This is a genomic window from Rhodophyticola sp. (assembly GCF_965284195.1).
In the GTDB taxonomy this organism is placed as follows: domain Bacteria; phylum Pseudomonadota; class Alphaproteobacteria; order Rhodobacterales; family Rhodobacteraceae; genus Rhodophyticola.
This window is the reverse complement of the sequence record NZ_CBDIRM010000001.1, coordinates 3,008,368-3,026,532: the sequence shown is the minus strand read 5'-3', so window position 1 is coordinate 3,026,532 and position 18,165 is coordinate 3,008,368. Positions and strand designations below refer to the sequence as shown.

Genomic DNA, 18,165 nt, shown 5'->3' with positions numbered 1-18,165 from the left:
CTCTCCGGCATCGTATCCCGTTTGCTGATCATCGTACGGATGCGTTTATCGCAGGCGCAGGTCCGCATAAATCCCGGCACCGCGATCCGAGGTGAACCGCAAGGTGTTCCCGTTCACCTGAACCAACTGGCAGTTGGGGCCAAGATCCTCGTCGCCGTAAAACAGATCGCGGCAGAAATACCGGCCATCCCAGTCCCACTGACCGGTCACCGCGGAGCCGAAGGCGCGGCCCACGATCTCTCCACTCGGGGTGACGTTCAGGCGAATGCCGAAGCGGGTCAGCTCCCGGCCCTCGACCAGGCTCACGAAACTCTCGCGGGTGTCCACGATGCTGAACTCGTCGGCCATGGCCGGCGCCGTCATACTCAGTGTCACCGCCAATGATATGCTGCGCAGCATCGCGGATCTCCCTGTTTCCTGTGCACAAGCGCAATACGGATCAGCGGTGGTTCTGGATCACCGCAATCCCAGAACGCTCACCATGGAGAACTCGCCCGGCCCCTTGCCCTGACCCCAGAGGGCCGCTTTCAGCGCACCGCGTGCGAAAATCCGCCGGTCCGTGGCCAAATGGCGGAGCACAACCCGTTCCCCCGGGCCCGCGAAAAGCACATCATGCTCCCCCACGATGTCGCCGCCGCGGATGGCCGAAAAGCCGATCCGCCCGGTTTCGCGCGCGCCGACCATGCCGTCCCGGCCCCGGTCCGCCACATCATCCAGCGCGACACCGCGCCCCTCGGCCGCCGCGTCGCCCAGCATCAGCGCCGTGCCCGAGGGCGCATCGACCTTCTGATTGTGATGCGCCTCGATCACTTCGATATCGAAATCTTCGTCCAGCGCGGCGGCCACCTGCCGCGTCAACTGGACCAGCAGGTTCACGCCAAGGCTCATGTTCCCGGCCCGGACGATCGTCGCATGGCGGGCGGCGGCGGCGATCTTCTCCAGATCCGCGGCGGAGAGCCCGGTGGTCCCGATCACATGGACGCAGCGCGCCTGCGCCGTCAAAAGCGCATGGTCGACGGTGGCCTGCGGTGAAGTGAAATCGATTACCGCCTGCGCCTTGGCGATCACCTCCAGCGGGTCGTCGAAGACCGGCACGCCATTGCGGGCGCCCCCCATCGCCTCCCCAAGATCCTGGCCGACCCAGGCGTACCCTGTCCGCGCGGTCACGCCGACCAGATGCGCCTTGTCGCTGGCCTGAATGGTTTCGATGAGCATTCGGCCCATCCGGCCAGGGCCGCCCATCACCGCGATGCCAACAGTTTCGCTCATAGTCGTCCCTCCGGGCTTTGGCTTGGATGTAACCGAAGGTCACCCGGATCGCAAAGCGCTTGCTTGCACCGCGCCCGGTGATTCCATAAGTGCTGGGGCCAGAGGATTGAGCCAATGGCAAAGAACAAGTTCCATGACGGCCCGGGCCCGTCGCAACGCCAGCTGCGGGTGGGCGAGCTGATCCGCCGCACGCTGGCCGATGTGCTGAACCAAGGCGATGTGCATGACCCGGAGCTGAACGCGATGTCGATCACCGTGGGGGAGGTGCGCGCCTCGCCCGATCTGAAGATCGCCACCGTCTATGTGATGCCGCTTGGCGGTGGTCAGCGGGAGGAGGCGATCGAGGCGCTGAAGCGCAACCGGTCGGAGCTGCGCCGCGCGATCAGCCGCGAAATGTCTCTGAAATACACCCCTGATCTGCGCTTCGTGATCGACGAGACATTTGACCGGATGGATGAAAGCCGCCGCCTTTTCGCGCAGGAGAAGGTGCGCCGGGATCTGGAGCGTGATCCGGAATGATCCACCCGGCCATCCTTGCCCTTGTCGCGGGTCTTCTGGCCACACCTGCAGAGGCCGCCTGCAACGCCGTCACGTTCGACGGCGCGCGCTTCACGGTCTGCGAGATGAATACCGAAACGGATGACATCCGGCTGTTTCTGCGCGACGCGGAGGGACAGGTCTACGGCTCTTTCACACGGGTCGATCAAAGCCTGCCGGAGGGGCAGCGGCTTGGCTTCGCCATGAATGCCGGCATGTTCCATGACGACCGCGCGCCCGTGGGCCTCTACATCGAGGACGGCGTCGAACAGATGCGCGTCATCACGTCGGATGGGCCGGGAAACTTCGGCCTGTTGCCGAATGGCGTGTTCTGCCTTGAGGACGACCGCGCGCAGGTGATCGAAAGCCGCGCCTATGCCGCGGACCCGCCTAACTGCCGCTATGCGACCCAATCGGGGCCGATGCTGGTCATCGACGGCGCGCTGCACCCGCGCTTCATCGAAGACAGCGACAGTCTTAATATCAGGAACGGTGTGGGGGTCGACGAGACCGGCACCCGTATCTTCATGGCCATTTCCGACGATCAGGTGAACTTCCACCATTTCGCGCGCCTGTTCCGCGATGGTCTGGGGGTGCCGAACGCGCTCTTCCTCGATGGTCGTGTCTCGCGCCTCTATGCCCCGGGTGTCGGCCGCAGCGATCTGGGCTTTCCCATCGGGCCGATTCTGGGCACGGTTGTTGACGACGCCGCGCCGGGCGGGTAGCAGACCGGCCTTCACCGGGAGGACGGGAACACTCATGGGGCGCACGCGCAAGGGACGGGATATCTCCGGCTGGCTGGTGGTCGACAAACCCGCCGGGCTGACCTCCACCGCTGTCGTGAACAATGTGAAATGGGCATTCGAGGCGAAGAAAGCCGGTCATGCGGGCACGCTCGACCCCGATGCGACTGGCGTGCTGGCCGTGGCCCTCGGGGAGGCAACAAAGACTGTGCCCTATGTCACCGATGCATTGAAAGCTTACCGATTCACGATCCGCTTCGGGCAGGCCACCAATACCGACGATGCGGAAGGCGAGGTGATTTCCACAAGCGATCTGCGCCCGTCCGACGAGGATCTGATTGCCGCCCTGCCCGCATTCGAAGGCGATATCAAACAGGTTCCGCCGCAATACTCCGCCGTCAAGATCGACGGGCAGCGCGCCTACAAGCTTGCCCGCGAGGGCGAGGAGCTGGAGCTTGCCGCCCGGCCGCTTTACGTCGAAAGCCTGAGCCTGCTGAACCGCCCCGAGCCGGATCATGCCGAACTGGAACTGGTCTGCGGCAAGGGTGGGTATGTCCGCGCGATTGCCCGGGATCTGGGCGAGGCCCTTGGCTGTCACGCCCATGTGCGGGTGCTGCGCCGCATCTGGTCTGGCCCGTTCGATGTGGAGGAGGCGGTGCGTTTCGAGCGGATCGAGACGCTTGCCCGGACCACGGAGATTGACGCGCTGCTGCTGCCGGTGGAGACCGGCCTGTCCGATCTGCCGCGCCTCCTCTGTACCGATATGGGAGCGGCCAAGCTGAAAAACGGCAATCCCGGAGAGGTCGTCACCGCGGCGGATTATGGCGAGGAATGCTGGGCCGCGCATAACGGAACCCCGGTGGCCGTGGGGATTTACCGCGGTGGAATGTTGCACCCGAGCCGGGTTTTCAACCTGTGATCACGCGCAGCTTCCAGAAAGGCGACGCGCAGTCCGTTGCCGTCTATTCCGATTGTGAGCGGTACCGCTATTCGCTGACCCGCGTCTGGGATCCTGCCGGGCGGCGCGCATTGTTCATCATGCTGAACCCTTCTACCGCGACCGAAGTGCAAAACGACCCCACCGTCGAACGCTGCGAGCGGCGGGCCCGCACCCTTGGCTTCGGCGCCTTTCGCGTGTTGAACATCTTTGCATGGCGCGACACCGATCCGCGCCACATGCGGGCTGCGACCGATCCGATCGGTCCGGCGAATGATGCGGCAATCCTCGAAAGTCTGCCCTGGGCCGATCAGACGATTGCCGCATGGGGCACGCACGGCGCATTTCTGAACCGCGGCCCGGAGGTCGAAACGATGCTGCGCGCCACGGGCACGCCGCTGCATCATCTGGGCCTGTCGAAGGGCGGCCACCCGAAACACCCGCTTTACATCGGCTATGCGGTGCAGCCCGTGCCATGGCCTGGTGATTGACCGGCGTTCATCTGATCGGCAGGCTTGGACCAAATCAGGAGGGCGCACATGTCAGACATTCCCGGCTTCACCCGTTCGATGATCGCCACCAATGGCACCCGCCTGTCCGTTCATCAGGCAGGCCAGGGCGCGCGGTTGATCCTGCTTCACGGATATCCGCAAAACCACATGAGCTGGGCCAAGATCGCCCCGGCGCTGGCCGAGGAGTTCCACGTCATCATCCCCGATCTGCGCGGTTACGGCGAAAGCGACATTCCCCCGAACGATGCCGAAAACCGCGCCTATTCCAAACGCGAGATGGCGCTGGATATCGTCGGTCTGATGGATGCGCTCGATCTGCCCCGCGCACATATCCTCGGCCACGACCGGGGCGCGCGCGTCAGCTATCGGCTTGCGCTCGATCACCCGGATCGCGTGGACAGGCTCGGGATCATCGAGATCGTTCCGACCGGGGATTTCTGGGCCCATTGGGGCGCGGATCTGGCGATGAAAGGCTATCACTGGACCTTTCTGGCCCAACCTTCCCCGCTGCCCGAACGGATGATCAGTTCAGACGGCCCGGCCTATACGGACTGGACATTGTCAAGCTGGACCCATGCGGGCGATCTGTCGCCCTTCACCGCGGAAGCGCTGGCCAGCTATCGCCGGCAGGCGGCGGACCCGGCCCGCGTGGCCGCGATGTGCAATGATTACCGCGCCGGGGCCACATTCGATCGGGTATTGGATGAGGCCGACCGCGCCGCAGGCCGCAAGATCGCCGCACCCCTTTGCTTTGTCTGGGCGCGCGGCGGTTTTCCCGCCCGCACGGGCGATCCGCTCGGGATCTGGAGGAACTGGGCCGTGACGGTGAGCGGGCAGGAAATCACAGGCTGCGGCCATTTCGCTATGGAGGAGGTGCCGGATGACGTGCTGGACGCCATCCTGCCCCATTTCCGGGCCTGAAAGCCGCCAAAGCCGCAGGGGAGGCCGCGCCAGTCCGGTATCCCGGAGCGCCGTATCGCGCGCCGGGCGTCGGGCGTCGGGCGGCCTAGGCGACGGCCGACAGCGTGATCTCGGCAGGGGTCAGACCCTGCGCGCCGACCGCTTTCAGCACAATCTCCCCATCCAGCAGGATATCGGCACCTGTACCATCGGCGAAATCCACAACGGTCACGACCGGGTTGGCGGAGACGGCGGGGTCATATTCAAGGATGATGCTGTCTTCTGCCGGGTCGAAATCGGTGACCACGGGTGCATCGGCAGAGGTTTCGACATAATCGCCGGAAACGAAGCTGTCCGCGCCGGCTCCGCCGGTGGCTTCATCGCCCTCGGTCATCTCGATCCGGTCATCGCCATCATTGCCTTTCAGCGTGTCCGAACCCTCACCCCCGATCAGCGTGTCATCCGCGGCACCACCTTTCAATGTGTCATCGCCCTCCCCACCGATCAGCGTGTCGTTGCCGAACCCGCCAGACAGGCTGTCATCGCCGGCGCCCCCGTTCAGACTGTCGGCGCCGCCCTCACCCAGCAGGGTATCGTCGCCGTTATTGCCCTCGATCACGTCATTGCCTGTCCCGCCCTGAAGCGTATCCTGACCGAACCCGCCGCGTATTTCATCCGCGCCCTGGCGGCCGAACATCACATCGTCGCCCAGGCTGCCGCCGAGCGTGTCATTGCCAAGCCCGCCATCAACCGTATCGTTGCCGAGCCCGCCATTCAGGCTGTCATCGCCGGCCTCGCCCAGAATGCCATCGTCGCCATCGCTGCCGAATACCGTGTCATCGCCATCGGCTGCCGCAATCTTGTCGGCCGCGTCGGTGCCGAAGATACGTTCCGCAAAGTCGGTTCCGGTAATCTCGCCATCATCGCCGGGCGCGCTGATATCCGGGCCGGTTCCCGGCGTGGTGCCCGGACCGTCCGGTGCCAAGATCACATCGGACAGGCTTAGCCCCGTCACACCGGAGAGTTGCAGGATCTGCACGCCGTCGGCCAGAACGCGGGTATCGCCGGGGTCGGTCTCTTCATCGAAGGTGATGACCGGGTTCGTGTTGTCGCCGGTAAATCTCAGAGCCAGACGGTCCGTCCCCGGTTCGAAATCGCGGATCACCGGAACCGGCTCGCCGCTGCCTGCGATCATCGTTCCATCGGCAAAGAAATCGTCGGCACCCGATCCGCCGGAGGCCACATCGCCATTGCCCAGCACCAGAAGGTCATCGCCATCGTTGCCGAAAAGACTGTCGGCCCCCTCGCCGCCATCGAGCCGGTCATTCGCGGCGCCGCCTCTCAGGGTGTCGTCGCCTTCGCCCCCGTTCAGCGTATCGTCGCCGAACCCGCCAAACAGGCTGTCATCGCCGGCCTCACCGTTCATCAGGTCCGCACCGCCGTCGCCCTGAAGCGAATCATCCCCGCCATTGCCGTTCATCGTGTCATCGCCGGTGCCGCCCAGAAGGGTGTCTTCGCCGAACCCGCCGCGCATTTCGTCGGCACCCTGACGGCCGAACATCACATCGGCACCCAGACTTCCACCAAGACTGTCATTGCCGAGCCCGCCATCGATCGTGTCGTTGCCGAGCCCGCCATTCAGGCTGTCATTGCCGGTTTCGCCCAGAATGCCGTCATCGCCGTCTCCGGCGAAGACGGTATCGCTGCCGCCGCCGGCCTCGATCTTGTCGGAGCCGTCCGAGCCGAAGATGCGCTCGGAAAGGTCGGAGCCGCTGATATCTCCGCCGGTCTCCGGTGCGTTCAGGTCGGGGCCTCTCCCGTTGTTCTGGTCGGAGGTTTCATTGTCGTTGTCATCATCGCCTGAAAAGACCTCGCTGACCAGAAACCCGACCAACAAGAGCGACAGAAATCCGCCAGCACCCAACATGATAAATCCCTTCCTCGTTACAACAGAAACAGCCAAGGATGGTGCAGACGCATGTGCAAATCGCGATGGTCGCATTGCGCTCCAAGACTGGCCCGGGCCTGCGGCTTGCAGATTGGCATCGACGCAGGTCGGGCAGGGGGAACCTATCAGGGATTAACAAAGAGTTAAGATCAAAAACGGCAAAAACCAGGCGGATGGCACCATAACTCGGCCCTATCGTTTCCTTATTGACGTCAATATTGTGGGCGGCGAAAAACTGTCCCGGATTGGCGTCGGGCCTCCCCGATCCGGCGTCACGAAATCGCGGGCAACCCGGCCATTTTCGGGCTGCTGATTCTGTGCTGTTCAGACCCCTTGCGAGGCCAGCGGCAAGTCGATCTGACGCAACGCAATGGTGCCAGGGTCAAGCCCTTGGGCACCATTGGCCTTCAGAACAAGTTCGCCGTTCAACAGAATATCGGCGCCGCTGCCGTCGGGAAAATCGACGACCGTAATGACGGGATCCGGCGTCAGAGCGGGGTCGAACATCACCTCGATCACATCTTCGGCCGGGTCGAAATCCGATATCAACGGAGCCTCCCCATCCGGGTCGATATAGGCGCCTGTCGTGACCGTGTCGGCACCTGCGCCCACAAAGATCAGGTCGTCGGTCCCGGCCATGATGATGTCATCCCCCGCGCCACCGTCCAGCACATCGCCTTCATCCTCGTCGAACGGGCCGAACATGTTGCTTTCGCTGGAAAAAGTACCATCGAGCCGGTCGTTGCCCGCGCCACCTTCCAGCGTGTCGGCGCCAAAGCCGCCTTGCAGGTGGTCGTCTCCGTCGTCGCCCTGCAGCGCATCGTCTCCGTCGCCGCCGAAGAGCATGTCGTCATCCGCGCCGCCTGCGGCGTCGTCGTCCCCGTCACCTCCGGCCAGCAGATCGCGGCCCGCGCCGCCGCGCAGCACATCGTTGCCCGCATCGCCGTAGAGTTCGTCATGCCCTGAGGCACCCTCCAGGCTGTCGTCGCCGTTATCTCCGAAAATCGCGTCGTTCCCAGAGTGACCGACAAGCCGGTCGTCGCCCGGCCCGCCGGTCAGCGCATCGGGTCCGCCGCGCCCGAAGATGTCAGACAATTCTTCGCGGGCGCGCAGCATGTCGTTCGCCGTTCCGCCATCCATAAGGTCGTCGCCTTCAGCGGCATCCGGTGTCGCGCCGTCCTCCTCGCCCGGCAGATGGCCGTCGCCGTCCACTATGGTCTCGCCCCCGGCATCGAGGGCCACCAGCGCGATGTCATCCATGCTGACCCCGGTGGTGCCGTTCAGAACCGCCATGACCACATCGGCCGACCCGACCACGGTGCTGCCGGGAATGCTGTCCGTGTCCAGCGTGATATCCGGCAAGTCGTCGGCTGTAGCGTCGAACTCAAGCACCAGCCTGTCCACGCCCGGCTGGAAATCGACGATTTCCGGCGCGGGCTGATCCGGGTCTTCGTCCGCGTCAAAGACGGTGTAGAAGCGATCGCTTCCATCTCCGCCCGTGGCTGTGTCGCCCGTGGTCAGAACCAGATCGTCGTCGCCATCGCCGCCGTCCAGACTGTCGGCGCCCTCTCCGCCATTGAGCCAGTCCATACCCTGCCCGCCGGAAAGGCTGTCATCGCCGTCTTCGCCCTCCAGCACGTCATCCCCGGCCCCGCCTTCCAGTGTGTCGTCGCCGTCGCGGCCGAACATGTCGTCATTGCCGCCAAGTCCGCGAAGGAGATCGCCAAGCCGGGACCCATGGATCGAATCATTTCCATCCGTGGCGTCCGCGCCGGTGGTATCGCCATCCGGCTCGCGGATGAAATCCCCGTCGTCGGAGGTCGCGGCGTCGCTTTCCGACGTGTCGGTACCACCGTCCGGGGTCGGTTTGTCCCGATCGCCATCGTCCTGATCCGCCAGAAAGCCGCCAACGGCCACGCCGGAGCAAAGAAGGGCAATCAAACCAGTAGCAAACAACATCGTTTTATCCTTGGACGGAACCATCACCAAGTCGGACAGGAAAGAGAGAAGGTTCGCCGTTCTGGCGATGTCATGCAGGGGGCGCGACGTATCGCATAGGCCAGTGTCGACGAAGCGACCGGCAGCACCACAACAGCACCTGTCACTTTGTCCGGGACACCATTTCAAAACCCTGAAGGGCCAAAGAGAATCTCTAGCGCATTTGAAGATCAATTACGTTAACTTCGCCGATAGTCGGCGGAGTTTCTTTCAGTTTGGTTAATCCATCCGCCGATATCGCGATGCTCGGCCGCGGTTCGACTTGGCACTTTCCTTTCCATGGAAAACCGCCTATATGCGCGCATCCATCCGGACGGGTGGCTACATCTCCACGGGCCCTGCTGGACGACATCCCGGCTTGCGCCATTCCTTTTTCCCTAGCCTTCAAGGAGACCCCGATGTCGATTACAGCCGAAGAAAAAGCCCGCGTGATGGGCGAATATGCCACCAAGGACGGCGACACAGGATCGCCCGAAGTACAGGTTGCTATCCTCAGCTCCCGGATCGCGACGCTGACGGAGCACTTCAAGACCCACAAGAAGGACAACCATTCCCGCCGTGGTCTGTTGATGATGGTCGCCCAGCGCCGCAAGCTGCTCGACTATCTCAAGTCCAAGGATGAGGCGCGCTATCAGTCGCTGATCGAACGCCTGGGCCTGCGCCGCTAGACCGGCCCTCTCGACAAGTACCGGAATGCCCCGCACCAGAACGGTCGCGGGGTTTTTCTTTTCTCCGTTGGGGCCTGGAAACTCAGGCGATCCGCGGGTTGAATCCCCGCCGAAGCTCCTTCGGGCCGGTCCTTGCCCCGGTGTTCGGGCGACGCACCTTCCCAAAGCGGGCGTTCTCCTGTATGGCCGCAGAATCTGAAATCCGGCGCCCGGACCCCAGCGCCCGACAAAGAAGATACCGGGGTCAGGGGGAATTCGCCCCCTATGCAATGGCCACTGGGCCAAAACAGGAACCGTAGATGTTTAATGTAACGACGAAATCGATGGAGTGGGGGGAAGAGACCCTCACCTTGGAAACGGGCAAGGTCGCCCGTCAGGCAGATGGCTCCGTCATCGCCACGCTTGGTGAAACCTCGGTCATGGCCAACGTGACCTTCGCCAAGGAACCCAAACCGGGGCAGGATTTCTTCCCGCTCACCGTACACTATCAGGAAAAATACTATGCCGCGGGCAAGGTGCCCGGCGGCTTTTTCAAGCGCGAGGCGCGTCCGACCGAAAAAGAGACGCTGACCGCCCGCCTGATCGACCGCCCGATCCGCCCGCTTTTCGTTCCGGGCTTCAAGCATGAAGTGCTGGTGATGTGCACCGTGCTCAGCCACGATCTGGTCAACGACCCCGACATGGTCGCGATGATCGCCACCTCCGCGGCGCTGACCATTTCCGGGGCGCCCTTCATGGGCCCGATCGCGGCCTGCCGTGTGGGCTTCGAGGATGGTGAATACATCCTGAACCCGACGGTCGATGACATGCACCAGCTGCGCATGAACCCCGATCAGCGTCTGGACCTTGTCGTTGCCGGCACCAAGGACGCGGTGATGATGGTGGAATCCGAAGCTTACGAGCTGAGCGAGGCTGAAATGCTCGGCGCGGTGAATTTCGCCCATGAGCAGATCCAGCCCGTGATCGACCTGATCATCTCACTGGCGGAAGACGCGGCCAAGGAGCCCTTCGACTTCCAGCCGCCGGATTACTCCGAGCTCTACGCCGCCGTGAAAGCAGCCGGCGAGGACAAGATCCGCGCCGCCTATGCCATCACGGACAAGCAGGAGCGCACCACCGCAGTTTCCGACGCCAAGGCCGCGATCAAAGACGCCTTGACCGAAGAGCAGCTTGAAGACCCGAACCTTGGCTCGGCGCTGAAAAAGCTCGAAGCGGCCATTCTTCGCGGTGACGTGGTCAAGACCGGCAAGCGCATCGACGGGCGCGCGCTCGATACCGTGCGGCCGATCGTCTCCGAGGTTGGCCTTTTGCCGCGGACCCATGGCTCGGCGCTCTTCACCCGCGGGGAAACCCAGGGCCTCGTCGTGACCACCCTTGGCACCGGCGACGACGAGCAGATGATCGACGCGCTGAACGGCACCTACCGGTCGAACTTCCTGCTGCATTACAACTTCCCGCCCTATTCGGTCGGTGAAGCCGGTCGCGTGGGCCCTCCGGGCCGTCGTGAGATCGGTCACGGGAAGCTTGCATGGCGCGCCCTGCAGGCGGTTCTGCCCGCCCCCACCGACTTCCCCTACACCATCCGCGTGGTCTCGGAGATCACGGAATCGAACGGCTCCTCCTCCATGGCGTCCGTCTGTGGCGGATCGCTGTCGATGATGGATGCGGGTGTGCCGCTGAAAGCGCCGGTTGCGGGCGTCGCCATGGGCCTGATCCTCGAAGATGACGGCTCCTACGCGGTTCTGACGGATATCCTCGGCGATGAGGACCATCTGGGGGACATGGACTTCAAGGTGGCCGGTACCGAGAACGGCATCACAAGCCTGCAGATGGACATCAAGGTTGCGGGCATCACGCCCGAGATCATGGAGAAGGCGCTGGCCCAGGCCAAGGAGGGTCGGCTGCACATTCTGGGCGAGATGGCCAAGGCGCTGACCGAGGGCCGGCAGGAGTTCTCCGCCCATGCGCCCCGCATCGAAACGATGACCGTCCCCACGGACAAGATCCGCGAAGTGATCGGATCGGGTGGCAAGGTGATCCGCGAGATCGTGGAAACCTCGGGCGCCAAGGTCGACATCAACGATGACGGCGTGATCAAGATCGCATCCGCCAATGCCGACTCGATCCAGAAGGCCTACGACATGATCCATTCGATCGTGGCCGAGCCTGAGGAAGGCAAGGTCTACAAGGGCAAGGTCGTCAAGATCGTCGATTTCGGCGCTTTCGTGAACTTCTTCGGCAAGCGCGACGGGCTGGTTCATGTCAGCCAGATCGAAAACCGCCGGTTGAACCATCCCTCCGACGTCCTGAAAGAGGGCCAGGAGGTCTGGGTCAAGCTTCTGGGCTTCGACGATCGCGGCAAGGTCCGTCTGGCCATGAAGATGGTCAATCAGGAAACCGGCGAGGAACAAGCCAAGGAAGATGCCGCAGAATAGCGTGCAGATTCATTGCAAAGAACTGGGAACCCCGGCCGCGTGCCGGGGTTTTCCATTTGCCGCACTGACTTAAAAGTGACGTGCCGGAGCCTTGCCCAGACGCACGATTATCGTGAATATGCCCTGATTGACGCTACCCAGTCGCTTATTGAGGTCGACCCATGCTTACCCGCCGCCATTTCATCATGACCGCCGCCGCGATGGCTGCGACGCCCGTTTTCGGGCAGGACGCCGTCGGTTTCGACGACACGGTGGTCCGCCGGCCTGCTCAAGGCCCTAACCCCTGGGGATTGCATGAACGCTTCATGCCGACCGTGGTGCAGGCCCGCGCGGGGCTGAACCCCGGTGATCTGCACGTTGATCCCGTTGCGAGATATCTTTACCTGATCCGCGAAGACGGACAGACGGCGTTGCGCTATGGCGTGGCCGTCGGTCGCTCGGGCCTGCAAAGCCCGGGAACCTACACCATTCGCCGCAAGGTGGAATGGCCCAACTGGCGCCCGACCGACGCGATGATCGCGCGCGAACCCGAGGTTTATGCGCAATACGCCGATGGCGTCCAAGGCGGCCCGGACAACCCGCTCGGCGCGCGTGCGCTCTACCTCTATGAAGGCAACCGCGACACCTATCTGCGGATTCACGGCACGCCGCAGCCTTGGTCCATCGGAACATCGGCCTCATCGGGGTGTGTGCGCATGGTCAATGAACATGTGATTGACCTTTACCCGCGCGTTCCGATGGGCACCCGCGTCACGCTGCACGCCCCTGTCTGACTGACGCAGCGGTCGGACGGCTGGAGCGCGGGATTCGCGCCGTTGCCGAACCTGTCCGGATAAGAGCTGAACCGCGCCATGAGGCCATCTGGTCCCGTGGGTGGAACCACGTTTTCAGATCTCGCCCATCTCATTGATAAACTGGTCGGAGTGAGAGGATTCGAACCTCCGACCCCTGCCTCCCGAAGACAGTGCTCTACCAGGCTGAGCTACACTCCGACCGTGCGCGCGGGATAGCGGGGCTGGCGGAGCAATGCAAGAGGGCTGATGCAGAGCGCTCTGCAAGGGTCGGTTGCGGGAACTGCACGGGTGGCACCGCCCGCGGGCTAATCCGCTTTCCGGTCAGCGGCGGATCCGCCTCCCGGCCTGCGCTGCTCCGGTGACAGGAACTGACCGATCCGGGGGGCGACGGGCGTTCCTGTTCGCGATCTGGTCCGCAGAACAGGCGTGTTGAGCGAGTGGCCGCCCCGCCCCTCGCGGAGCACGATGTAGATGCCCGAGGCGACGATGATCCCGGTGCCGATCAGCGTCGCGCGGTCGAGGCTCTCGTCAAACAGCAGTACGCCATAAAGACTGGCCCAGATGATCTGCGAGTACTGCATTGGCGCCACGATCACTGCTTGCGCGTGTCGATAGGCATAGATCAGGCAGCTCGTTCCGACCAAAGCCAGTGCGGCAATCACGGCGGAGGCGCCGATATCCACGAGCGGCATCGGTTCGTAGACAAAAGGCAACGCGGCCCCCATCAACACGAAATTCGCCATCATGGGATAGAGGATCAGGACCACGCTGCGCTCGTCCTGCCCGATCTTGCGCACCACGACCGAGGCGAAGGCGCCGGTGCAGGCCGCGCCAAGCGCTGCCACATGGCCGGCCTGCAACTCGGTCGAACCCGGTTGCAGCACGACCAGCACGCCACCGAGGCCGACCAGGACCGCAAGACCCCGGCGCCAGCCCACCTTCTCGCCCAGCATCGGGATCGCCATCAGCGTGATCAGGAGCGGTCCGGCGAAGAGTATCGCGTAGACCTGCGCCAGCGGCAGCGTGGAAAAGGCGTAGAAGGCGCCAACCCCGGTCAGCACCGCCGCGAAGGTGCGCGCGGCCGTCCACCAAGGATGGCGCGGACGCAGATTGCCCTCGGACGCATCGCGCATCAGCAGGAAGGTGACGATCGGAAATCCGAAAAGGACGCTGAAAAACACGATCTGGAAGGGTGAGTAGGATCCGCCCAGATACTTGATGACCACGTCATGGCTGGCGAAGACCGCAAAGGCCAGAAGTGCAAGAAGTGCACCGCGAAGGTTCGTGTTGGCGGGGTTTTCAGTCATGGTGATACCACCGATACTCTATTGGGCCCGCGCCTCAAGGCCGGGCGAACTGCAAACACCGCATCCGGTGATGCTTTAGGCAGATGTCGCCAGTTTGGTCACAATTGCATCGCCCATCTCTGCCGTGCTGACAGGTGTCGCGCCCTCTTCGCCCAGCAAGTCCGCGGTCCGCAGGCCATCGGCCAGCACGTCTTCCACCGCTTTTTCCAGACGATCCGCCTCTGCGCCCCGATCGAAGGAATAGCGCAGGGCCATGGCGAAGCTGAGGATGCAGGCGATCGGATTGGCCTTGCCCTGACCCGCGATGTCGGGCGCGGAGCCGTGGACCGGTTCGTAAAGTGCCTTGGGCCGACCGTTTTCCATCGGCGCACCGAGCGAGGCGGAGGGCAGCATGCCCAACGATCCGGTCAGCATCGCGGCGAGATCCGAAAGCAGGTCGCCGAACAGGTTGTCGGTCACGATGACGTCGAACTGTTTCGGCCACCGGGTAAGCTGCATGGCACCGGCATCCGCATACATGTGGCTAAGCTCCACATCCGGGTAATCCTTGTCGCCGACCGCCTGCACCACCTCGCGCCAGAGGATGCCCGATTCCATCACATTGGCCTTTTCCATGGAGCAAAGCCTGCCATCGCGTTTGCGCGCCAGATCGAACGCTGCGCGCGCCACGCGGTCGATCTCGGATTCCGTGTAGCGTTGCGTGTTGATACCGACCCGCTCGTTGCCTTCCACGTGGATGCCGCGCGGTTCACCGAAATAGACGCCCGATGTCAGCTCCCGTACGATCATGATGTCGAGGCCGGACACGACCTCCTTCTTGAGGGAGGAGAAATCCGCAAGCGCGTCGAAGCATTGCGCGGGGCGAAGATTGGCGAAGAGATCCATCTCCTTGCGCAGCCGCAGGAGGCCGCGTTCCGGTTTCACGCTGAAATCGAGTGCGTCGTATTTGGGGCCGCCGACCGCACCAAGCAGCACCGCGTCCACCTCCTGCGCCTTGGCCATGGTGTCATCGTGCAAAGGTGTGCCATGTGTGTCATACGCTGCCCCCCCGACCAGATCTTCGGAGACGTTGAAGGCAAGCCCCCGGGTTCCGAACCAGTCGATGATCTTGCGCACCTCCGCCATAACTTCGGGACCGATGCCGTCGCCGGGCAGAATCAGGAGAGAGGGGTTTGTCATGGAGCGTATCCTTCGGAAATCTGTTGTCTTGGCGGTAACGGCTGCGTCCGGAAGGGTCAAGAAACGACGCGCGCCAGACCCTTCGACAGACCATCCCAAACCCGCGCGACACGGGGGGTGTGGCGCAGGGCTTCGTGGCAGGTCAGCCAGACGGGAAGGGCGGGCAGCCGTGCCTCGGGCAGGATCGGCACGATGCCGGGGCTTCGCTCCGCGACGGCATGCTGGCCGATACCGATGCCGAACCCCGCCAGCACAAGTTGCCAATAGGTGATCTGATCGTCGCAAAGCAGTGCGAAGAAAGAGCGGTCGACGTCAAGCCCCGCGTTGCGGAACCCGCGCAGGATCCGGTCGTCCCGGTCGTAACCCAGAACCGTGTGGGCCAGGATATCATCGAAGACGTCCGGCTTCCCATGGCGGGCGACATAGCTTTCATGGGCGTAGAGACCCAGAGGAAGGTCGCCCAGATGCCGGGTGATCATGTCGAGCTGTTCGGGGTGGTACATGCGGATGGCGATATCGGCTTCGTGAAACAGCAGGTTTTCGGTCCGGTCCGAAGGGGCCAGTTCAATGGTGATCTCCGGATGCGCGCCATGCAGGGCGGTCAGGATTGGCGGGAGCAGATAGCATGACACAAAGGCCGACGCGGTGATCCGGACGGATCCGGCAAGCGCGCCGTCATGGCCGCTTGCGACGAGGCCGAAGCGACCGACAGCGGCGGCCATTTCCTGTGCGGCGGGTATCAGGGCTTGGCCGAACGCGGTCAGCGCAAAGCCCTTGGCGTGGCGATCGAAAAGGGTGCCGCCGACGGCCCTTTCCAGCGTGCGGATCTGACGCCCAAGGGTCGGCTGGGAAACCCCAAGAGAGCGCGCCGCGGCAGAATGCGATCCCGTTTGCGCCACCGCCAGAAACGCGCGGATCAGGGACCAGTCGAGATCTTGCAGAGGTATGGCCATTCACAAGTGAATAGCAGATATTAAGTCTTGGGGAATGGATATAAAGCTTGTGAATGAAAGATTGTGGTTGAGAGACACAGTCCTTGATGGAGCACGCAGATGACCGGAACAGTCCTTATCCTTGGCGGCACCGGCCGATTTGGCCGCCACGCAGGCAAGGCCTTTGCCAGGGCCGGATGGCAGGTGAAGCAGTATGATCGGAGGCATGGCGATTTGCCGGGCATGGCGCAAGGCGCCGATGTGATCGTGAATGGCTGGAACCCGCCCTACAGCAAATGGGCGGCGCAATTGCCGGAGCTTACTGCGCAGGTGATCGCCGCCGCCCGGGGGGGCGGCGCCACGGTGATGCAACCCGCGAATGTGTACGTGTATGGGTTTCGCGAGGCGATGCCCGCAATTGTCGGCCCCGATGTGCCCCAGCGCGCCACGAACCCCCTCGGCCGCCTGAGAATTGACATGGAGCGGCGCTTCCGCGAGGCGGATATACAGGTGATCCTGCTCAGGGGCGGCGATTTTCTGGATGATCAACCGTCCGTGGGCTGGTTCGACCGGATCATCGCAAAGAACTGGGCTAAAGGAAAACTCGTCTATCCCGGGACCCTGGACCGGCCCCATGCCTGGGCCTATCTGCCGGACATGACGGCGGCCTTGCCCCGTTTGGCGGAGATGCGCCGGGAGCTTGGTCAGTTCACGGATCTGGCGTTTTCAGGCTTCACCCTGACCGGACAGGAGCTTGCGGAGGCGTGCGGCGCGGCTCTGGGTCGGCGCATGGAAATCTCTTCGATGTCGTGGCTGCCGATACAGCTTGCGCGCCCCTTCTGGGCGGAGGCGAAGCATCTGCTGGAGATGCGGTATCTCTGGGATCAGCCGCACCGGGTGGATGGTAGCGCGCTGGCCACGATCTTGCCGGATCTTCCGAAGACGCCAACGGAACAGGCGCTGCGCCGCGCGCTACAGGTCCAGATCGACCCAGACCAGCCGGTGGTCGGAAGCGGCGGCAACCGTTGACGCCGTCAGCCCATCCTCCGGCTCCTCGCCGGGCCAGATCACGCCGCTGGCGATGACGCGGAGATTGGCGGCCGGCAAAATGTAGTCGACCCTCAGATCGCCGGGCACGGGATCGTCCCAATCGGCGGTCTCGCTACGGCCCGCCATGTTGACTGGGGCCGGGTTTTGCAGGGCCACATGCTCCAGCAGCGCGCGCAAAGGCCCCTGCCGTCCCTCGCCCCGCTCCGGATCCACGTTGAGCGTGCCCATCAGGGCAAAGGCCCCGGCTTCGAAAGGCTGTCCGTCCGGGGACCAGCCTTCGAGATACAACTGCCAGAACCGCAATTCATCCGCGTTGCGCAAGCCGTTGCGATCCTCGGGCCCGTCGAAAACGGGCGGCGTTGCGTGGAGCGCGAGGATGTGGAACCGCGCGCCGCTGTCCAGGGCAACAGGGACGTCCCACATTGCGACCGACGCCAGCCGCTGTATCGCCAAGGCCTCTGCCGTCAGAACATCGGCCGCGGCGTTGCCCGGCAGATCGGCCCAGAGGAGCCCGGAGAAATCGCGCACAGCGCCGGCATCGACCGGCTGGCGCGACAGGAGCGCCATGCCGCCCTGCCCGTTGAACCGGCCATAGCCTTGCGCATCGCGGGCCTCCCCGAGGCGCGCGTTGCCATCCATGTCCAGCCCGGTGGGCTGCCCGGTATTGGGGCGCAACATCACGCGATAGGGGTAGGACAGCCCACGGTCTTCAAGCAGGTTTGCGAAGGCGGTCAGGGCATGACCGGCGGCATCGTAATCCACATCCTGAAGCAGCAGAACATCCGCATCGGCGGCAATGAGCACGTCGAGCGTCGCGCGGATCTGAGTGTCGGGGTCCTCATCCAGCAGGTCGGCCAGCAGGAGGCCCGGGCCGTCCCGGGAGAGGCTTGTATGGAAGGTGGCGAGGCGAAGGGTTTCGGCGGCCAGACCGGACGGTGTGCCCAGCACCGCAAGCG

Annotated in this window: 17 protein-coding genes and 1 tRNA gene; 9 read left to right on the top strand and 9 right to left on the bottom strand. The window is 63.7% G+C overall.

Features of this window, described 5'->3' with window-relative positions; genetic code table 11:
* Positions 1–45 precede the first annotated feature (45 nt).
* Together ACQ651_RS15195 and dapB are read right to left on the bottom strand one after the other, a co-directional pair.
* Positions 46–399: a dihydrodipicolinate reductase gene (locus ACQ651_RS15195; protein ID WP_227285793.1), complete on the bottom strand. Its 354-nt coding sequence runs from the start codon at positions 397–399 to the stop codon at positions 46–48.
* A 57-nt stretch (positions 400–456) separates the two neighbouring features.
* Positions 457–1,269: a 4-hydroxy-tetrahydrodipicolinate reductase gene (gene dapB, locus ACQ651_RS15190; RefSeq protein WP_430449735.1), complete on the bottom strand. Its 813-nt coding sequence runs from the start codon at positions 1,267–1,269 to the stop codon at positions 457–459.
* A 114-nt stretch (positions 1,270–1,383) separates the two neighbouring features.
* On the opposite strand from dapB, the gene rbfA reads away from it, so the two are divergent.
* Genes rbfA through ACQ651_RS15165 form a run of 5 tightly spaced genes read left to right on the top strand, consistent with a single transcriptional unit; the run spans position 1,384 to position 4,919 of the window.
* Positions 1,384–1,788 (top strand): 30S ribosome-binding factor RbfA, encoded by a 405-nt coding sequence (rbfA, locus tag ACQ651_RS15185; RefSeq protein ID WP_121897398.1) that lies wholly within the window; start codon positions 1,384–1,386, stop codon positions 1,786–1,788.
* Positions 1,785–2,531, top strand: a complete 747-nt coding sequence (locus ACQ651_RS15180) for a phosphodiester glycosidase family protein (protein WP_227285795.1) — start codon at positions 1,785–1,787, stop codon at positions 2,529–2,531. The genes rbfA and ACQ651_RS15180 overlap by 4 nt, the downstream gene beginning before the upstream one ends.
* A gap of 34 nt (positions 2,532–2,565) precedes the next feature.
* Complete coding sequence (gene truB, locus ACQ651_RS15175; RefSeq protein WP_430449734.1) at positions 2,566–3,468, top strand: tRNA pseudouridine(55) synthase TruB; 903 nt, start codon at positions 2,566–2,568, stop codon at positions 3,466–3,468.
* Positions 3,465–3,977 carry a DUF1643 domain-containing protein gene (locus ACQ651_RS15170; RefSeq protein ID WP_227285797.1) on the top strand — a complete coding sequence of 171 codons (513 nt, stop codon included), beginning with the start codon at positions 3,465–3,467 and terminating at the stop codon, positions 3,975–3,977. Before truB ends, ACQ651_RS15170 begins: the two co-directional genes overlap by 4 nt.
* 48 nt (positions 3,978–4,025) lie before the next feature.
* Positions 4,026–4,919 carry an alpha/beta fold hydrolase gene (locus ACQ651_RS15165; protein ID WP_430449733.1) on the top strand — a complete coding sequence of 298 codons (894 nt, stop codon included), beginning with the start codon at positions 4,026–4,028 and terminating at the stop codon, positions 4,917–4,919.
* An 85-nt stretch (positions 4,920–5,004) separates the two neighbouring features.
* Here ACQ651_RS15165 and ACQ651_RS15160 read toward each other — a convergent pair whose 3' ends face one another.
* Positions 5,005–6,825, bottom strand: a complete 1,821-nt coding sequence (locus tag ACQ651_RS15160; RefSeq protein ID WP_430449732.1) for a calcium-binding protein — start codon at positions 6,823–6,825, stop codon at positions 5,005–5,007.
* Positions 6,826–7,170: 345 nt separating this feature from the next.
* Positions 7,171–8,805 carry a calcium-binding protein gene (locus tag ACQ651_RS15155; protein WP_430449731.1) on the bottom strand — a complete coding sequence of 545 codons (1,635 nt, stop codon included), beginning with the start codon at positions 8,803–8,805 and terminating at the stop codon, positions 7,171–7,173.
* Between the two features lie 437 nt (positions 8,806–9,242).
* On the opposite strand from ACQ651_RS15155, the gene rpsO reads away from it, so the two are divergent.
* From rpsO to ACQ651_RS15140, 3 genes are all read left to right on the top strand, one after another.
* A complete protein-coding gene (rpsO, locus tag ACQ651_RS15150; RefSeq protein ID WP_227285801.1) occupies positions 9,243–9,512 on the top strand; it encodes a 30S ribosomal protein S15 in 270 nt (89 codons plus the stop codon).
* Between the two features lie 299 nt (positions 9,513–9,811).
* On the top strand, positions 9,812–11,947 hold the full coding sequence (pnp, locus tag ACQ651_RS15145; RefSeq protein WP_430449730.1) for a polyribonucleotide nucleotidyltransferase: 2,136 nt from the start codon (positions 9,812–9,814) through the stop codon (positions 11,945–11,947).
* A gap of 161 nt (positions 11,948–12,108) precedes the next feature.
* Positions 12,109–12,720, top strand: coding sequence for a L,D-transpeptidase (locus ACQ651_RS15140; protein WP_227285803.1), 612 nt, complete (start codon positions 12,109–12,111; stop codon positions 12,718–12,720).
* 142 nt (positions 12,721–12,862) lie between these two features.
* Here the strand turns inward: ACQ651_RS15140 and ACQ651_RS15135 are convergent.
* From ACQ651_RS15135 to ACQ651_RS15120, 4 genes are all read right to left on the bottom strand, one after another.
* Positions 12,863–12,939, bottom strand: a tRNA-Pro gene (locus ACQ651_RS15135).
* A 107-nt stretch (positions 12,940–13,046) separates the two neighbouring features.
* Complete coding sequence (locus ACQ651_RS15130; RefSeq protein ID WP_227285818.1) at positions 13,047–14,048, bottom strand: DMT family transporter; 1,002 nt, start codon at positions 14,046–14,048, stop codon at positions 13,047–13,049.
* A 75-nt stretch (positions 14,049–14,123) separates the two neighbouring features.
* A complete protein-coding gene (gene leuB / locus ACQ651_RS15125; protein WP_430449729.1) occupies positions 14,124–15,227 on the bottom strand; it encodes a 3-isopropylmalate dehydrogenase in 1,104 nt (367 codons plus the stop codon).
* A gap of 56 nt (positions 15,228–15,283) precedes the next feature.
* Entirely contained in the window at positions 15,284–16,180 is an 897-nt protein-coding gene (locus ACQ651_RS15120; protein ID WP_430449728.1) for a LysR family transcriptional regulator, read from the bottom strand.
* A 99-nt stretch (positions 16,181–16,279) separates the two neighbouring features.
* On the opposite strand from ACQ651_RS15120, the gene ACQ651_RS15115 reads away from it, so the two are divergent.
* Entirely contained in the window at positions 16,280–17,188 is a 909-nt protein-coding gene (locus tag ACQ651_RS15115; protein ID WP_430449727.1) for an epimerase, read from the top strand.
* Here ACQ651_RS15115 and ACQ651_RS15110 read toward each other — a convergent pair.
* Positions 17,132–18,157, bottom strand: a complete 1,026-nt coding sequence (locus tag ACQ651_RS15110) for an endonuclease/exonuclease/phosphatase family protein (protein ID WP_430449726.1) — start codon at positions 18,155–18,157, stop codon at positions 17,132–17,134. The two genes, ACQ651_RS15115 and ACQ651_RS15110, sit on opposite strands and share 57 nt — an antisense overlap.
* Between the last annotated feature and the right edge of the window lie 8 nt (positions 18,158–18,165).